Source organism: Streptomyces caelestis, from assembly GCF_001279005.1.
GTDB classification, from domain to species: domain Bacteria; phylum Actinomycetota; class Actinomycetes; order Streptomycetales; family Streptomycetaceae; genus Streptomyces; species Streptomyces heliomycini.
The window spans coordinates 29,707-46,667 of sequence record NZ_LGCN01000166.1; the positions used below are offsets into that span (position 1 = coordinate 29,707).

A 16,961-nucleotide genomic window follows, 5' to 3' on the forward strand; every position below is an offset into this window, starting at 1 on the left:
CGTCTCCGGGCGTAATCCGATCCTGCGGGCGCCGCGGATGGGTCGCCGGGGGGAGAAATCCCAGGTGGATGCCGAGGGGTCGCATACGGCAGTGGGCGGGGGCCGGCAGGGCGGTCAGCCGTCGGCGCCTTCCCCGGCCGCCGAGGGCCCGACGTGGTCCGCGGTCCCCGGAGTCGCCGCGCTCTCCACTCTCGGCGGCGCGCTCTCCACTCTCGGCGGCGCGCTCTCCGCCCCCGTCGGCGCGGTCTCCGTCGCCGCCGCGCTCGGGGAGACCGTCGAGGTGATCTCGATGCGGTCGCCCGCCCGTGCCCGGGTGTGGAACCACTGCGCGTCCGCGGGGCTCATGCCCAGCCAGCCCGTACCGGCGGGGAGGGCGGCGAGCGCCTTGGTGTCGAAGGCGAGGGCGCCCGCGTAGACCGGTCGCCGGTCGGGGGTGCGCAGCTCCACCAGGTACGGGACCTTGATCTCGGTGCCGAACTTGGTGCCGCTCTCGAGCCGCAGCAGCTTGGCGCCGTCCTTGGCGACCACCGTCATCCGGCTGCCCGGCGGGAACCGGCCGAAGGAGTGCGAGTCGACGCGCATGACGCGCTCGCCGACCGTGAGGGTGTGACGGCCCAGGTCCAGGATGCCGGCGGAGACGGGAACCGGGGTCGCCGTGCTCGGGGCCGGGGTGGGTCCGTCCGCTGCCGTACTCGGGGTCCGGCCGTTCCGGCCGGGGTCCTCGGTGTGCAGGGTGAACGCGACGGCCGCCAGCACGCAGGCCGCCGTGGCCGCCGTGCCCAGCGCGGTGGTCGTCCTGCGGCGGCGGGAGCGGCGCCCGGCGCGGTCGCGGATCTCCGCGGCGCCGACGCGCGGCGGGGTCTCGTGCTGTGCCGCCAACTCACGCAAGGCATCGGCGAGTTCATCCGACACGGCCGCCCTCCCTCCAGGCCGGCTCCTCGGCCTCGTCCACCGCCAGATGTCTGGCCAGTGCCGCCCGTCCGCGGGACAGCCTGGCCTTGACCGTGCCCACGGGCGCACCCGTCTCGGAGGCTACCTGTTCGACGCTGAGGTCGCACAGGTGGTGCAGGACGACGGCCATGCGCTGGTGCTCGGGCAGTTGGCGCAGTGCGGTGACCAGGGCGGCGCGGTCGGGGCCCGGACCGGGGGTCGTCTCCTGCGGCGGGGTGCGCCGCACCAGTTCCAGCCAGCGCCTCGCACGGCGCCAGCGGCTCACCGCGAGGCGCATGGCGACGGTGCGTATCCACGCCTCGGGCGCCTCGTCGGCGAGCAGCTTCCGACGCCGGTCCCAGGCCCGTACGAACGCCTCCTGCACCACGTCCTGGGCCTCGCCGAGGTCCCCGGTGAAGGCGTACAACTGCCCGGTCAGACGAGGGAACGCGGCCGCGTAGAAAGCGTCGAACTCTTCCTCGGTCATGCCCTCCACCGGTGTCTCGGATTTCCCGTGCAACCCGGCCGTCCCCGCCATGCGTACAGGTTCCGCAGGTCGCGCACATCGAAGCACACCCCTGGAGGAAGACGTTGAACACGGGTGCAGGGATCCATCGGCCCACCGTCACGGACGTGGCGCACTCCCCTCTCCGCCCGGCGTGTTCGCCCCGGGTGCGGCCCGAGGACAGTGACTTCGCCGGGTACGCGCGTGACCGCTGGCCGCGGCTGGTCGTCACCGCCCGGCTGCTCGCCGAGGACGCGGGTGCCGCCGAGGAGTTGGCGCGGCGGACGCTGGTACGGGTGTACGCGCGGTGGCGGCGGATTCCGCGCAACGACGTCGACTTCCACGTACGGCGGTCCCTGGTCCGGGTGTACCGGCGCGGACGTGCCCGCCGTACGGACGGCCGGCGCCGGGTGGTCCTGGTGCTGCGGTACTGGGAAGGGCTGGGCGAGGCCGAGATCGCACAGGTGCTGGGGTGTTCGGTGGGAGCCGTGCGCGCGGTGCTGCGGCGCGCGGGGAAGCGCGTCCGGGCCGAGGAGCGGCGGGCGGGGTTCGCCGCGGCGCTCGCCGGTTTCGTGCCGCCGGCTGTTCCGCTCGACGGTGTCCGGCGGGACGGCGCGCTCCGGCGCCGACGGCGGGCGGGAGTCGTCGCCGCCGGGTGTGCCCTGCTGCTCGCCCCGCCGGCCGTCCTCGCCGCCGGTCCCCTCGGGGGCGATGGCGCCACCGGGGCCTCAAAGGCACCGGACGGTCCGGCGCCCGGGCCGGTGCGGATCGTCTCTCCGGGTGAGCGGGTGGCCGCCGCTCCGGGTGTGGACGTCTGGCTGACTTCGGACGGGCAGCACTGGTCCTCCCCGCAGGCGTCGAACCGGTTCCGCCCGGTGAACGACGGAAACCTCGACAGCACCGGGGCGGGTGTCTCCGTCCAGGGCGAGGAACTCGACGACGGTACGTACTTCCAGTCCGGTGTGTACCGCGGCCTGTCCGCCGACCCCGTCCGCGTCGAGATCCGCACCGGCGGCAGGACGGTCACCGCGAACGTCCTGACGCTGGCGGGCAGTCCGGGATGGGGGGTGTGGTACGCGCGGACACCACTGGCGGAAACCGTGGCCGGCGGCGGCCGGACCGTCACCGTGTACGACGCGTTCGGTGACGTCCTGATGCGGTCGGACCTCGGGCCCTCGGTGGCGCAGCCGGTGCGCGTCGGGGCGTGGCGCCCGTGACGCCGCCCCGGCTTTCGCGCAGGTCCCCGGACCGCCCCCGCGTGCCGCTCCGTACCCGCCTCCGCCGCAACCGCGGACGCCTGCTGCGGCGGCTGCTCGTCGCCTGCCTCACCCTCGTCGTCCTCGTCTGCGGCGGGGTCGTGGTCGCGTACGAGCTGATCGTCGTTCCCGAGCCGCATCCCGAGACCGTCGTGCAGAGCACGGTCTTCGTCGACGCCGACGGCTCCTATCTGGGCCGGCGCGGTCCGGTCGACCGGCAGGAGGTGCCGTTGTCCCAGGTGCCCCGGCATGTCCAGGACGCGGTGATCGCGGCGGAGAACCGGTCCTTCCGTACGGACACCGGGGTGTCCCCGCGCGCCGTCGCCCGCGCGGTGTGGGCCACGGTGTCCGGCGGCGCCCCGCAGGGCGGTTCCACCATCACGCAGCAGTACGTGAAGAACGCGCTGCTCACACCGGAGCGGTCGCTGACGCGCAAGGCGCGTGAGGCGTTGATCGCCGTCAAGCTCGACCGTACGCGCGACAAGGACGAGATCCTGGAGGGCTATCTCAACACCGTGTACTTCGGCCGGGGCGCCGCCGGGGTCCGGGCCGCCGCCCGGAACTACTTCGACGTGGCGCCGGAGGACCTCACCGTCTCCCAGGGCGCGGCACTGGCGGCGATCGTCAACATCCCGTCGCACTACGAGAAGGCGGGCTCCGACCCGAAGGTGACGGCGAAGCTCCGGGACCGGTGGGAGTGGGTGCTCGACGCGATGGAGGCCGGCGGCGGCATCACGGGCGAGCAGCGGGCGGACGCCCGCTTCCCGGCGTTCCGGTTCTATCCGCCGGGTGGGACGGAGGGACAGCGGCAGTACCTGATCGACGTGGCCGCGCAGGAGGCCGCCGGCCGGCTCGGGATCACCGAGGACCAACTGGCGCGCGGTGGCTACACCGTGCACACCACCTTCGACCTGGCGTTGCAGGACGCCACCGCCGAGTCGGTGAAGAACCGGGTGAAGGGCTCCGGGGACGACGTCGTCCGGGTGCACACGGCGGTGGTGGGGATCGAGCCGGGCGACGGGGCGGTACGGGTGCTGTACGGCGGGGCGGACTACGCCCGGCAGCCGTTCAACGACGCGGTGAGCGGGGCGGTGGAGGCGGGCTCGGTGCTCGATCCGTTCGACGGCGTACGGCTCGGCGGTCCGCTGCGAGGACTGCGCGGCGCGACGGCGCCGACTCCGCTGCGGCTGGCCTCGGCGTACGCGGCCGTGGCGGCGGACGGGGTGTACGCGAAGCCCCGCACGGTGGCCCGGATCACTCGCGAAGGGCGGACCGTTCACACCGCGCGACCGGAGACCCGGCGGGTGCTGGACGGAAAGGGCGTGTTCGCGGTGACGGCCCGGGCGCGGGAGGGCTCCGGCGGGCAGTCCGTTCCTCTGGCCGCCCGGGCCGACGGGAAGGAGGGGAGCGGCGCGTTCCTCACCGCCGGGGCCGGTGGTGGAATCACCCGGCGCACCGTCTGGTCGGTCGGGTACGACTCCCGGCTCGCCCTGGCCGTGGCGCTGTTCGCCGACCGGCCGGGCGCGAAGAAGGACACCACCGCGCCCGCGCAGCTGCCGAGCGATCCGTCCCCGACGGAGTGCGCCGAGGAGCTGTCCGGGGGGATATGGCATGTGGCGAGTGATTCATGATGTTTCGCACACGCGGACCAGGGTCGGGTAACTCACCCGACCCACGGGTGAATTGCCGACCGTGTCCCCCGCCGTCCGCCTGACGGAATGCGGCAAGGCGGGCGTGCCCGCGATTCGGCAAGGGCTCGTTCGCACGTGGTGCAGAACATTCGCGACCCCCTCCCGTACGACAGTTCGGAGCGGAGAGAGCATGCGCGGCCATGACCCACTCCCCCGAAACGCCTGAAGTACCCATACACCGGTACGTGGTTACCGCCGCCGAGGCCGCGGGGCCGGGTGGCGGACGTGGTCCACGTCAACGCGCACGCCACCGCGACGGCCGACGGCGGTCCCGCGGAGGCCCGGGCGCTGCGGAGTGTGCTCGGGCGGCGGGTTGTGCCGGTCACGGCCCTTGAAGGGGCACCTGGGTCACCGCCAGGGGGCCGCGGGCGGGGTGGAGGCGGTCGCCGCGGTGCTCACGCTGCACCACGGGGTGGTACCGGCGATGGCGGGCTGTGGGGAGGTCGACGACGCGATCGACCTGGACGTGGTGAGGGGGAACCGCGGGGGCTGCCGGACGCCGGTGATCCGGTGCCGAGCAACCCGTTCGGGTTCGGGGGGCACAACGCGGTGCCGGCGCTGAGGCGGGTGGCGTAGGCGGAGCCGGTGGCCCGCCGCGGAGGCCGTCCGCACGCCGGCGCCACGGGGGCGGCGTGCGGACGGCCTCCGCGGCGGGTCAGGCCGAGCGCTTGCGGGACGCCGTCCTCGTCGCCGGGGTCTTCTTCGAGGGCGTCTTCCCGGCCGCGCCCTCGGCCGCGCTCCCGGTCGTGCTCTTCGCCGTCGTCCTCTTCGCCGTCGTCCTCTTCGCCGTCGTCCTCTTCGCCGTCGTCCTCTTCGCCGTCGTGTTCTTCGCCGTCGTGTTCTTCGCCGTCGTGTTCTTCGCCGTCGTGTTCTTCCCGGACCGGCTCGTCCTCGTCGCCGGCTCCCGCGCCGAGGACGTCTTCTTCCGCTCCGTCGTCGACGGGGACTTCCCGCCGCCGGTTCCCTTGGAGGAGGGGCGGGACGTCCTGCGCCGCGGCGGCCGCTCGGCCTCGGGCTCCGCCGGCTCACCGCGGAGCGCGCGGACGCTCCGCTCCAGGGCGGTCGTCAGGTCCAGGACCTCGACGCCGCGCTCCGGTTCGGGCACCTCGGGCAGGGCCTCGCCGGAGATCTTGGCGGCGACGACCTGCTCCACCGCCTCGCGGTACTCGTCGCGCAGGTCCTCCAGGCCGACCCCGCTGAGGGCGTCCATCAGGGCGTCCGCGAGGCGCAGCTCCTTGTCGTGGAGGGTGACGTCCGCGGCGGGGGCGATCCCCTCGGGGGCGCGGACCTCGTCCGGCCAGAGCAGACCGTGCAGGGTGATCGCCTCGCCGACCACGCGGAGCATGCCCAGGCGCTCCCTGCCCCGCAGCGCGAACTTCGCGATGGCCACCCTGTTGCCGCGCTTCAGGGTCTCCCGCAGGAGCGTGTACGGCCGGGCGGCCGGCGCCCTGCCCGCCGCCAGGTAGTACGCGGCGCCCAGCTGGAGCGGGTCGATGCTGTCCTCGGGGACGAAGGTGACGATCTCGATCGTCCTGGCGGTGGGGATCGGCAGGTGGGCCAGGTCCTCGTCGGTGATCGGGATGATCGTGCCGTCCGCCTCCTCGTAGCCCCTGCTGATCTCCTGGGCGGCGACCTCGCGGTCCTCCAGCTCGCAGAACTTGCGGTGGCGGATCCGGCCGCCGTCCTCCGTGTGGATCTCGCGGAAGGGGACCGAGTGGCTCTCGGTGGCGTTCACGAGCTTGATCGGGACTCTGACCAGGCCGAACGAGATCACGCCGTTCCAGATGGATCTCATGTGCGGCACCTTCCCGGTCGCCCGCCGCTCACCGTCGGGATGTTTGTCGCATTATGCGGGAGATTGCCCTCTTATGATGCACGTCGCCGGGACGAACGGCGACGGCTCGCGCCCGGCGATCCGGAGGGGGCGCCACGCCGGACGGCCCGAGGGCCGGGGCCCCGGCCGGTCACAGCCGGGCCCAGGTGTTCCGGTCCCGGGCCATCGCGTGCAGGGCCTCCGTGTCGGCCGGTTTCAGGACTCCGCCCGTACGGGCCAGGGCCTCCATGTCGGCGTCCGTCAGGACGCGCACCCCGCGGGGCGGGGCCGAGGCCGTCACGGCCGACGCGCCGACCAGGACGAGCACCGGGCGGACCTCGGCCGTCAGGGCGTAGGAGGCGCGGTCGGCGTCGGCCCGGACCCGGCGCAGCAGGGGGCGCGGTGCGTGGCGGCCCAGGCCGACCTCGGGGTCGGCGACCGTCACCCGCTGCCGGTGGGCGTACAGGGCGTGGACGGCGTACAGACCGCCGGGACCGATCAGCAGGTGGTGGATGCGGTCGCCGCCGGGGAGCGGGATCGAGTGCAGGGCGTGCCAGCCGGCGGCGTCCATGCGGTCCAGCGCCTCGCCCACCGCCCGCTCCGCGGCGAGCGCCCTGCGGCGCGGGTCGGGGCGGAGCCGGCGGGCCGGGCCGGGGTCGCGGTCGAGGTCGATCAGCAGCGCCTCGCCGGGGCGGTTCGGCGCGAGGTCGTCGTCGGGGTGCAGGGACAGCCGGGCCAGCTCGGCGGGGGTGGGGACCGGGGGCGGGCCGACCGGGACCGGACCGGTGAGGAAGGGGCCCAGCGCGCTGAGCACGTCCTCCTCGTGCGCCGCGTCGAGCAGGTTCACCCGGGCCGTCCCACGGTCGTACCAGGCGAGGTTCCTGCCGTCCGGGAGGCAGACGTACAACCTCTCCCGGCCGTGCCGGTAGGTCGGTATGACGCGCAGTCCGTCCATGCATCACCACCTCATGTCCATGGGAACAGGAGGGGTGCTCCAGGGCAAGGAGCCGGTTACCTTGGGGAGGAGTCGGGCGGTGAGGGCGGGGAGGCGCCGTTGCGTACCCACAGGGAGCAAGCCGGCGTACCGGCTCCGGACAGTCCGTGGAACGAGATCGTGCCCGGCCTGTGGATGGGCGGGCACGAGTTCCGGGGCCTCTCCGGTCGGCTGGAGTTCGCCGTGGCGGGCCGGCAGTTCGATCTCGTGCAGACGCTGCTGCGGCTGCCCGGGCACGGGCCGGATTCCGGGGTCGAGCACCATGTGTGGCCGATCCCCGACGGGCCGCTGGACGGGACACAGCTCGCGGGCGTGATCCGGCTGGCCGAGGCGGCGGGCGAGGCACTGGACGGCGGCCGCACGGTCCTCGTGCGCTGTTACCACGGGTACAACCGCTCGGGCCTGGTGGTCGCGCACGCGTTGATGCGGCAGGGCCGGACCGCCGAGGCGGCGATCCGGCTGATCCGGTCCCGTCGCTCGCCCTGGGCCCTGCACAACGACCTGTTCGTCGACTACCTCCGTGCCGGGCTGACCACGGCGCGGCTGCTGGAGGAGCTGGCGGAGTAGGCGGGGCGGGGGCGCCGTCCCCGATGGCGCAGCAAGGCGGGCGGGCGTGGAGGGGCGCTCCTAGTGTGGCGATAAGTCTCCTTCGACCCGCTTTCCCCGCATGTGGAGGTACTGTCATGTCCCTGCGTCCCCCGCTCACCCGCCGCCTGCCCATAGCCCTCGCGGCCGGGGCCCTGGCGGTCGCGACCGCCGTCACCCCCGCCGTCGCCGCCGACGACCCGAACCAGGGCGGTGGCGGCCAGGGGCACTGGAACCAGCAGAGCGGCAACGGAAACGGTAACCAGCAAGGCGGCAACGCCTACCGGCCGGGCAACGGCAACCAGCAGGGCGGCAACGCCTACCGGCCGGGCAACGCCAACCAGCAAGGCGGCAACGCCTACCGGCCGGGCAACGCCAACCAGCAAGGCGGCAACGGCAACCAGCAGGGCGGTAACGGGAACCAGCAGGGGGGCTACCAGCAGGGCGGCAACGCCAACCAGCAAGGTGGTAACGCCAACGGCCACCAGCAGGGCGGCAACGGCAACCAGCAGGGGAGCTACCAGCAGGGCGGCAACGGCAACGGCAACCAGCAAGGTGGCAACGGCAACCAGCAGGGCGGCAACGCCAACCAGCAGGGGGGCTACCAGCAGGGCGGCAACGCCAACCAGCAAGGCGGCGGCAATCAGCAAGGCGGCAATGGCCACCAGCAGGGCAACGCCAACCAGCAAGGCGGCAACGCCAACCAGCAGGGCGGCGGCAACCAGCAAGGCGGCAACGCCAACCAGCAGGGTGGCAACGCCAACGGCCACCAGCAAGGTGGCGGCAATCAGCAAGGCGGCACCGGGAACCAGCAGGGCGGCACCGGCGACTTCAACAACCCGGCCGGCGGCCACCACGGCGACCAGGGCCAGTACAAGGGTGTCGTCACGGCGCCGTCCCTGGCCCTGCGCAGCGCCCCGAACCGGGGATCGCAGATCATCCGGTACGCCCACAAGGGCGATGTCGTCTCGATCTTCTGCAAGGTCCCGGGCGACAAGGTGAACGGCAACCCGCTCTGGTACCTCCTCACGGACGGCACCTGGGCGTGGGGTGCGGCCGCCCACATCGACAACATCGGTCCCGCGCCACGCTGGTGCTGATGGTCAAAGCACACAAAGCGCCCTCTTTGGGTAAGTTCCGGGCATGAGTAAGGTCGGCATCACCCCGGCGACGGCGGATCCGCCCGCGCCCACCGTCCGCCTCACCGGGCGCCGCGGCGTCGAACTCGCCCTGATCGTCCTGGCCGTCCTGTTGTCGGTGTACGGCTACTGCGCCGTCGGCCTCGCCAGGAACGGCACCGTCCCGCCCGGCGCCGCCGGTTACGGCGCCGGGCTCGGCGTGCTCGCGCTGGTCGCCCATCTGGCGGTGCGCTGGCGCGCCCCGTGCGCCGACCCGGTGCTGCTCCCCATCGGGGTGCTGCTCAACGGCCTCGGCCTGGTGCTGATCTACCGGCTCGACCTGGAGACGCCGGGCGATGCGGCGGCCCCGGCCCAGCTGATCTGGTCGACGCTGGGCGTGGCGCTGTTCATCGTGGTCGTCCTGGTGCTGCGCGACCACCGGGTGCTCCAGAACTACACCTACGTCTGCGTCACCGCCGCGCTGGTCCTGCTGACGGTCCCGATCCTCTTCCCGGCGGTGAACGGGGCCCGGATCTGGATCCGGGTCGCCGGTTTCTCCATCCAGCCCGGAGAGTTCGCGAAGGTGCTGCTGGCGGTCTTCTTCGCCGCGTACCTCGCCGCGAACCGGGGCGCCCTCGCCTACGCCGACCGCCGCGTCCGGTGGCTGCGGCTGCCCACCGGGCGGGTGCTCGGTCCGATCGTCGCCGTCTGGCTGGTCAGTGTGGGCGTGCTGGTGCTGGAGCGGGACCTCGGCACCTCGCTGCTGTTCTTCGGTCTGTTCGTGGTCCTGCTGTACGTCGCCACCGGCCGCACGGGCTGGATCGCGGTGGGGCTGCTGCTGGCCTCGCTGGGGGCGGTGGCGGTGGGCCGGCTGGAGCCGCACGTGCACCACAGGATCGAGACCTGGCTGCATCCGTTCGGCTCCATCGAGGCGGGCGAGGGCCCGAACCAGATCGCCCAGTCCCTGTTCGCCTTCGCGGAGGGCGGGATGCTCGGCACCGGGCTCGGGCTCGGGCACTCGGTGCTCATCGGCTTCGCGGTCAAGTCCGACTTCATCCTGGCGACGGCCGGTGAGGAGCTGGGCCTGGCCGGGCTGTCCGCGATCTTCCTGCTCTACGGGCTGCTGGTGGAGCGCGGCTACCGGGCGGGGCTGGCCCTGCGCGACCCCTTCGGACGACTGCTCGCGGTGGGCCTCGCCTCGCTCGTGGCGCTCCAGGTGTTCGTGATCGCGGGCGGGGTGACCGGGCTGATCCCGCTGACCGGGATGGCGATGCCGTTCCTGGCGCAGGGCGGCTCGTCGGTGGTGACCAACTGGGCGATCGTGGCGCTGCTGGTCCGGCTGAGCGACTCCGCGCGGCGGCAGGGCGACGGGGGTGCCGTCCGGTGAGCCGGCGCGTCCGGCGCGGCGGCGGGGGTGCGCCCCGGTGACCCGGCACATCCGGCACGCCGCGCTGTTCTGCGCCCTGCTGCTGGTGGCGCTGCTGGTGAACGCCGCCCGCGTCCAGGTGCTGCGGGCCGACGTCTACGACAGCAACCCGGCCAACCGCCGGGCCGCCATCGCCCGCTACCAGCAGCCGCGCGGCGACATCCTGGTCGACGGGCGGCCGGTCACCGGCTCACGGGACACCGGGGAGCACCTGCGTTACGAACGGACGTACCGCGAGGGGCCGTTGTACGCCCCGGTGACCGGCTTCGCCTCGCAGGAGTACGGGACGACGCTGCTGGAGGACACGGAGGACCGGCTGCTGTCCGGGTCCGCCCCGCTGCTCGCGCCGCTGCCGCTGTGGAACGAGTTCACGCGCTCCCGCAACGCGGGCGGCGACGTGGTGACCACGATCGATCCGGCGGCGCAGCGGGCGGCGTACGAGGGGCTGCGCTCGCGCAAGGGCGCGGTGGCGGCGGTGGAGCCGGCGACCGGCCGGATCCTGGCGCTGGTGTCGGTCCCGTCGTACGACCCGGGGCTGCTGTCCGGGAACGGCGCGACGGCGCGGGACGCCTGGGCGCGGCTGAACGCCGATCCGGACCGGCCGATGCTGAACCGGGCGGTGCAGCGGACGTATCCGCCGGGTTCGACGTTCAAGGTGGTCACCGCGGCGGCGGCGCTGGACGCGGGCGTGGTGAAGGACCTGGACGAGCCGACCGACTCCCCCGACCCGTACACCCTGCCGGGGACGAGGACCCGGCTGACCAACGGGTCCGAGGGCTGCGAGGACGCCACGGTGCGGGAGGCGTTCGTCTGGTCCTGCAACACGGTGTTCGCGAAGCTGGGAGTGGCCACGGGGGTGGCGAGGATGAGGGCGACGGCCGAGGACTTCGGCTTCAACGACCCGGACGTGCGCGTCCCGTTCCGGGTGGCGCGCAGCACCTTCGACACCACGGTGGACCGGGCGCAGCTCGCGCTGTCGTCGATCGGGCAGTACAACACCCGGGCGACGCCGCTGCAGATGGCGATGGTCGCGGCGGCCGTGGCGAACGGCGGGCAGGTGCGGGAGCCGTACCTGGTGGAGCGGACCACGCGAGCGGGCGGCGGCACGGTGTCGACGGCGGGTTCGCGTCCGGTGCGGCGGGCCATGGATCCGGCGACGGCGGTGCGGATGCGGAAGCTGATGCGGGGCGTGGTGGAGGACGGCACCGGTACGAAGGCGGCGATCCCCGGTGCGATCGTCGGCGGCAAGACCGGCACCGCCCAGCACGGTCTCGGCAACTCCGGTACGCCGTACGCCTGGTTCATCTCCTGGGCGCGGGGCGGTGCGGACATGGAGGCGAAGGTGGCGGTGGCGGTGGTGGTCGAGGACGCGGCGGCGAACCGGCGGGAGATCAGCGGGGGCGGGACGGCGGCGCCGATCGCACGGGCGGTGATGGAGGCGGTGCTGAACCCGTAGGCATGTCGGACCACTTGGTGAGACGGGGATGCCGGACCACGACCTCCCCGACCTAGCGTTCGGTACATGACCGAGACCGCGTACGAACTCGCCCAGGTGAATATCGCCCGCCTCAAAGCCCCATTGCAATCGCCGCAGTTGAAGGACTTCGTCGACGGCCTCGACCCGGTGAACGCGGACGCCGACGCCGCCGACGGCTTCGTCTGGCGCCTGCAGAGCGAGGGGGGCGACGCGACGGACATCGCCGTCTTCGGCGACTCCTGGCTGATCATCAACATGTCGGTGTGGCGGGACACCGGCACCCTGACGGCGTTCATGTACCGGGGGCGCCACCGCGAGATGCTGGCCCGGCGCAGGGAGTGGTTCGAGCGCGTCGAGGAGGCGATGGTGGCGCTGTGGTGGGTCCCGGCGGGCCACCGCCCGACGGTCGCGGAGGCCGAGTCCCGCCTCCTCCACCTGCGCACCCACGGTCCGACCCCGTACGCCTTCACTCTGCGCACGTCGTTCCCGGCGGGGGGCGCGGAGCCCTTGACCGGCGAGGTGCCGGAGGGGCTGGGCTGCTCGGCGTAGCGGCGGCCGCCGGCACGTCGTGCGCGGGGGATTGACGGGCTTGCTGACAGGTAGTCTCATAAGTGGGTGACCCGCCGGTAACCCCAGACACCCCCGAGGTGGAACCGTCATGACGACCCTGTCGGAAGCCGACGCGCTCGATGGCCTGCGGGACGCGCTCGGACTGCTCAAGGACCGGGAACAGGTGGCCCAGCGGCTGCTCGACGCGTCCGCCAGGCACTCCTTCGACCCGGACGAGGAGCTGGACTGGGACGCGCCCTTCGAGGAGGGCAAGTGGTTCTGGCCGCCGGAGCTGGTGTCGCTGTACGGCACCCCGATGTGGCGGCGGATGAGCGAGGAACAGCGCCTCCTGCTCTCCCGGCACGAGGCGGCGGCGCTCGCCTCGCTGGGCATCTGGTTCGAGCTGATCCTGATACAGCTGCTGGTCCGGCACGTCTACGACAAGGCCGCCACGAGCGCGCACGTGCGCTACGCCCTCACCGAGATCGAGGACGAGTGCCGGCACTCCAAGATGTTCGCCCGGCTGATCACCCGCGGCGGCACCCCCTGGTACCCGGTGAGCCGCGCCCACCGGAACCTCGGCCGGCTCTTCAAGACGATCTCCACCACCCCCGGCTCCTTCACCGCGACCCTGCTCGGCGAGGAGATCCTGGACTGGATGCAGCGGCTGACCTTCCCGGACGAGCGGGTCCAGCCGCTGCTCCGGGGCGTCACGCGCATCCACGTCGTGGAGGAGGCCCGGCACGTGCGCTACGCCCGTGAGGAGCTGCGGCGCCAGATGGTGACCGCGCCGAAGTGGTCGCAGGAGTTCACCCGGGTCACCTCCGGGGAGTTCGCCCGGGTGTTCTCCGTGGCCTTCGTGAACCCCGAGGTCTACACGAACGTCGGCCTGGACAGGCGGCAGGCGGTCGCCCAGGTCAGGGCGAGCGCCCACCGCCGGGACGTGATGCAGCAGGGGGCGAGGAGACTCACCGACTTCCTCGACGACATCGGCGTGCTGCGCGGCGTCGGACGGAGACTGTGGCAGTCGTCCGGACTGCTGGCCTAGGCGGGCGCGCGGGGCGGGCGGATACCCTGCGGGCATGACCCCGCAGGCCCCCACCCCCGCCTACCGGAGGCTCAGCGTCGAGGAACGCCGCAGCCAGCTGCTCGAGACCGCGCTGTCCCTCTTCGCCCACCGCGCCCCGGAGGACATCTCCCTGGACGACGTGGCGGAGGCGGCCGGCGTGTCCCGCCCCCTGGTGTACCGGTACTTCCCGGGCGGCAAGCAGCAGCTGTACGAGGCGGCCCTGATGTCCGCCGCCGACGAACTGCGGCACTGCTTCGACGAGCCGCACGAGGGTCCGCTGCTGCCCCGGCTGTCCCGGGCCCTCGACCGCTACCTCGCCTTCGTCGACCAGCACGACACCGGGTTCAGCGCGCTGCTGCAGGGCGGGAGCGTCGTGGAAACCTCCCGTACGACCGCCATCGTGGACGGCGTGCGGCGGGCCGCCGCCGAGCACGTCCTCAGCCACCTCGGGATCGCCGAGCCCGGGCCCCGGCTGCGGATGACGATCCGGATGTGGATCACCGCCGTGGAGGCGGCCTCGCTGATCTGGCTCGACGAGGGCAAGCAGCCGCCGCCGGACGAACTGCGCGACTGGCTCGTGGAGCAGTTCGTGGCGGCGCTGGCGGTGACCGCGCGGCGCGACGCGCAGAGCGACGCACTGGTGCGGGCGCTGGCCGCGGACCTGTGACGGACCGCGGACCTGTGACGGGCCGCGGACCTGTGACGGGCCGCGCATCGCCGACACTGGGGGCGTGAAGAGCGAAGACACCCCGTTCGAGGGCGGGCCCATGGACGGGCGCGTCCTGCCCGTGCTGCTGGGCATCACCGGGCACCCGCCGCAGACGTACCGCATCCCCGTCCCCGCCCCGGACGGCGGCCCGCCCACCGTGCTGGTCTACCGGCGGGCGCCCCGGGCGCGGAGTACGCGGACCGGGCTGACACGGGGCTGGAAGTACCTGTACGACCCCACCGGGCAGGCCGGCCGCCGGAAGTGGCCGTGGTCGAAGGCCGCGCCCGATCCAGACGCCACGCCGAAGGGCAAGCCGGACGACGCCGACGGGTGACCGGGTTGCGCCGAAGCGCGCACACTCGGCGAGCGGGCCGCGCACACCCGCCCGATGCTCGCGATGCGGAGCGGACGAGCCGTCCCGCGTCGGAGGTGATGGAGTGTCAGGAAAGCTTCTGCGTCTGGTGTGCGCGGCGGCGCTGGCGGCCGGGGCCGTCCTCGCCCCCGTGCCCGCGGCGGCCGTCCCGGAGCCGGGCGGCAACACCGGCGAGCGTTCCGTCGCCGAGCTGCTGACGGAGCTTCAGACCCTGTACCGGGAGGCCGAGAAGGCCACCGAGACCTACAACGCCACCGAGGAACGGCTGAAGAGGCAGCGCGCCGAGACCGAACGGCTGGAGCGGGCCCTGGCCCGCACCCGGCACTCCCTGCACGACAGCCGGGGCGCGGCCGGACGGCTGGCCCGCCAGCAGTACCAGAACGCCGGCGGCCTCTCCCCCTACCTACGGCTGCTGCTCGCGCGCGACCCGCAGCGCGTGCTCGACCAGGGGCACGTGATCGGGCGGCTGGCGCGGGAGCGGGCCCAGGCGGTGGGCCGGCTGACCGGCGACGAGAGGGAGGCCGGCGCGCTGGCGAGCCGGGCGCGCAAGGCCCTCGACGCCCGCCTCGCCCTCACCGAGCGGCGCGGGAAGGAACGCGACGAGGTCCTCGAGCGGCTCCACGCGGTCGAGGAACTGCTCGCCTCGCTCACCGCGGAGCAGCTCGCCGCGCTGGCCGAGCTGGAGCGGGACACGGTGGCCGAGGCGCAGGAGGAGCTGGTGACCTCCGGCGCGCTGGGCAGCGGCGGCGCTCCTCCGTCGGCGGCGGGCGAGCGGGCCGTGCGCCACGCCGTGGAGCAGCTCGGGAAGCCGTACGAGTGGGGTGCGGAGGGGCCCGCCGCGTACGACTGCTCGGGGCTGACGTCCGAGGCGTGGGCCGCCGCCGGGACGCCGATCCCCCGCACCAGCCAGGAGCAGTGGGCGCGGCTGGAGCGGGTGCCGCTGGCGGAGCTGCGGCCGGGGGACCTCGTCGTGTACTTCCCGGAGGCCACGCACGTCGCCCTCTACCTCGGCGACGGCAAGGTGGTGCAGGCGCCCCGCCCCGGCGCGCGGGTCAAGGTCTCACCGATCGCGGCCAACCCGGTGCTGGGCGCCGTGCGCCCCGACCCGGCCGGGGAGCCCCTGCCGCGGTACGTGCCGCCTCGGCTCCCCGGAGGGGCGGCGGAGGGGTCCGACGAGGGATACGCCTCCGGTCACGCGCCGGAGGCGCCCGAGACCTCCATCAGGTAGCCCTCGGTCTTCTTCGGGTCGTAGAAGAAGTTCTCGAAGTCGGCCGGGTCGTCGAAGCCGTTGGCGAAGCGGTCGGCGACCGGCTGGAGCTGTCCGGCCGCGCCGATCAGGTTCAGGACGTGCTCCGGCGGCGGGGCGAGCATGGCGTTCGTCCACTTGGTGACGTGCCGCGCCGTCTCCCAGTAGCGGTCGAAGGTCGCCCGCATCCAGGTCTCGTCGAACTCCTTCTCCCCGTGCTCCAGGATCGAGGCGAGGTAGGAGGCGGCGCACTTGGACGCCGAGTTGGAGCCCTGGCCGGTGATCGGGTCGTTGGCGACGACCACGTCGGCGACGCCGAGGACGAGGCCGCCGGAGGGCAGCCGGCCGATCGGGTCGCGGACGGTGGGGGCGTAGCGTCCGGCGAGGGTGCCGCCGGCGTCGGTCAGTTCGACCTTGGTGGCCCGCGCGTACTCCCAGGGGAGGAACCTCTCCATGAGTTCCAGGGTCAGGGAGAGGTGCTCCGCCGGGTCCCTGACGTCGCTGAAGGCGTCCAGCGGGCCGCCGGGGACGCCCTCCCAGAACAGGATGTCGGCGCGGCCCGAGGTGGTGAACGTCGGCATGACGAACATCTCGCCGACCCCGGGGACCAGGTTGCAGCGGACCGCCTCCGTGTCCGGGTGCTCCGGACGCGGGCCGAGGCCGTGGACGTAGGCCACCGCGAGGGCGCGCTGCGGCTCGCCGTACGGGGACCGCTCCGCGTCGCGGGCGAACATCCGCACCAGTTCGCCCTTGCCGGCCGAGACGAGCACGAGGTCGTACGTGCGGGAGAAGTAGTCGAGGTCGCCGACCGCAGCGCCGTGGATGACCAGCTGGCCGCCGCGCTGGGCGAAGGTCTCCATCCAGCCGGCCATCTTCACCCGCTGGTCCACCGACTGCGCGAACCCGTCGAGCCGGCCCAGCCAGTCGATCGCGCGCTGCGACGGGCCCGGGTCGAAGGAGCCGGGGGCCGCGACCGAGACGCCGAGTCCTTCGATCCTCGGGGCCTGGGACTCCCAGAAGTTCAGCCGGAGGTCGCGCTCGTGCCGCAGGGCGGTGTGGAACATGCACTGCGTCGACATCACCCGTCCGGCACGGATCTCGTCCGCGGTCCGGTTGGACATCAGGGTGACCTCGTACCCGTGCGACTGGAGGCCGAGGGCCAGCTGGAGACCGGACTGGCCGGCTCCGACGACGAGTATCTTCCGCATACGGGGAACGCT

The 16,961-nt window shown here is 73.5% G+C and carries 16 protein-coding genes and 1 pseudogene; 12 read left to right on the top strand and 5 right to left on the bottom strand.

The features are described from left to right. Positions 1 to 114: 114 nt before the first annotated feature. On the bottom strand, positions 115 to 912 hold the full coding sequence (locus ADK41_RS15055) for a hypothetical protein (protein WP_063781736.1): 798 nt from the start codon (positions 910 to 912) through the stop codon (positions 115 to 117). After that, on the bottom strand, positions 902 to 1,417 hold the full coding sequence (locus tag ADK41_RS15060) for a SigE family RNA polymerase sigma factor (protein WP_030834214.1): 516 nt from the start codon (positions 1,415 to 1,417) through the stop codon (positions 902 to 904). Before ADK41_RS15060 ends, ADK41_RS15055 begins: the two co-directional genes overlap by 11 nt. A 146-nt stretch (positions 1,418 to 1,563) precedes the next feature. Here ADK41_RS15060 and ADK41_RS15065 point away from each other — a divergent pair, with 146 nt between their 5' ends. The 3 genes and pseudogenes from ADK41_RS15065 to ADK41_RS15075 all read left to right on the top strand — a co-directional run. After that, positions 1,564 to 2,652 (top strand): sigma factor-like helix-turn-helix DNA-binding protein, encoded by a 1,089-nt coding sequence (locus tag ADK41_RS15065; protein WP_234319040.1) that lies wholly within the window; start codon positions 1,564 to 1,566, stop codon positions 2,650 to 2,652. 41 nt (positions 2,653 to 2,693) lie between these two features. Then, positions 2,694 to 4,322, top strand: coding sequence for a transglycosylase domain-containing protein (locus tag ADK41_RS15070; RefSeq protein ID WP_234319037.1), 1,629 nt, complete (start codon positions 2,694 to 2,696; stop codon positions 4,320 to 4,322). Positions 4,323 to 4,592: 270 nt separating this feature from the next. Then, a pseudogene (locus ADK41_RS15075) lies at positions 4,593 to 4,958 on the top strand (3-oxoacyl-ACP synthase); the annotation flags it as partial. A gap of 79 nt (positions 4,959 to 5,037) precedes the next feature. Here the strand turns inward: ADK41_RS15075 and ADK41_RS15080 are convergent. Beyond that, complete coding sequence (locus ADK41_RS15080) at positions 5,038 to 6,177, bottom strand: Ku protein (protein ID WP_037805131.1); 1,140 nt, start codon at positions 6,175 to 6,177, stop codon at positions 5,038 to 5,040. Positions 6,178 to 6,346: 169 nt separating this feature from the next. Next, complete coding sequence (locus ADK41_RS15085; RefSeq protein WP_030834205.1) at positions 6,347 to 7,150, bottom strand: nuclease-related domain-containing protein; 804 nt, start codon at positions 7,148 to 7,150, stop codon at positions 6,347 to 6,349. A 99-nt stretch (positions 7,151 to 7,249) separates the two neighbouring features. Between ADK41_RS15085 and ADK41_RS15090 the strand changes: the two genes are divergently transcribed. From ADK41_RS15090 to ADK41_RS15130, 9 genes are all read left to right on the top strand, one after another. Beyond that, positions 7,250 to 7,756, top strand: a complete 507-nt coding sequence (locus tag ADK41_RS15090; protein ID WP_030834200.1) for a protein-tyrosine phosphatase family protein — start codon at positions 7,250 to 7,252, stop codon at positions 7,754 to 7,756. Between the two features lie 116 nt (positions 7,757 to 7,872). Continuing rightward, positions 7,873 to 8,874: an SH3 domain-containing protein gene (locus tag ADK41_RS40830; RefSeq protein WP_030834197.1), complete on the top strand. Its 1,002-nt coding sequence runs from the start codon at positions 7,873 to 7,875 to the stop codon at positions 8,872 to 8,874. A 43-nt stretch (positions 8,875 to 8,917) separates the two neighbouring features. Continuing rightward, complete coding sequence (locus tag ADK41_RS15100; protein WP_030834194.1) at positions 8,918 to 10,279, top strand: FtsW/RodA/SpoVE family cell cycle protein; 1,362 nt, start codon at positions 8,918 to 8,920, stop codon at positions 10,277 to 10,279. A 37-nt stretch (positions 10,280 to 10,316) separates the two neighbouring features. Then, complete coding sequence (locus ADK41_RS15105) at positions 10,317 to 11,774, top strand: penicillin-binding transpeptidase domain-containing protein (protein WP_030834191.1); 1,458 nt, start codon at positions 10,317 to 10,319, stop codon at positions 11,772 to 11,774. Positions 11,775 to 11,840: 66 nt separating this feature from the next. Continuing rightward, positions 11,841 to 12,344: a DUF3291 domain-containing protein gene (locus ADK41_RS15110; protein WP_030834189.1), complete on the top strand. Its 504-nt coding sequence runs from the start codon at positions 11,841 to 11,843 to the stop codon at positions 12,342 to 12,344. Positions 12,345 to 12,453: 109 nt separating this feature from the next. Beyond that, positions 12,454 to 13,392 carry an AurF N-oxygenase family protein gene (locus ADK41_RS15115; protein ID WP_030834187.1) on the top strand — a complete coding sequence of 313 codons (939 nt, stop codon included), beginning with the start codon at positions 12,454 to 12,456 and terminating at the stop codon, positions 13,390 to 13,392. Between the two features lie 34 nt (positions 13,393 to 13,426). After that, the gene (locus ADK41_RS15120; RefSeq protein ID WP_030834184.1) at positions 13,427 to 14,080 is read left to right on the top strand and encodes a TetR/AcrR family transcriptional regulator; all 654 of its coding nucleotides are present in this window, start codon (positions 13,427 to 13,429) and stop codon (positions 14,078 to 14,080) included. A 64-nt stretch (positions 14,081 to 14,144) separates the two neighbouring features. Next, positions 14,145 to 14,456 carry a hypothetical protein gene (locus ADK41_RS15125; protein WP_030834181.1) on the top strand — a complete coding sequence of 104 codons (312 nt, stop codon included), beginning with the start codon at positions 14,145 to 14,147 and terminating at the stop codon, positions 14,454 to 14,456. Positions 14,457 to 14,559: 103 nt separating this feature from the next. Next, entirely contained in the window at positions 14,560 to 15,723 is a 1,164-nt protein-coding gene (locus ADK41_RS15130) for a C40 family peptidase (protein ID WP_030834178.1), read from the top strand. Here ADK41_RS15130 and ADK41_RS15135 read toward each other — a convergent pair. After that, positions 15,687 to 16,949 carry a styrene monooxygenase/indole monooxygenase family protein gene (locus ADK41_RS15135; protein WP_030834175.1) on the bottom strand — a complete coding sequence of 421 codons (1,263 nt, stop codon included), beginning with the start codon at positions 16,947 to 16,949 and terminating at the stop codon, positions 15,687 to 15,689. The two genes, ADK41_RS15130 and ADK41_RS15135, sit on opposite strands and share 37 nt — an antisense overlap. Positions 16,950 to 16,961: the final 12 nt, after the last annotated feature.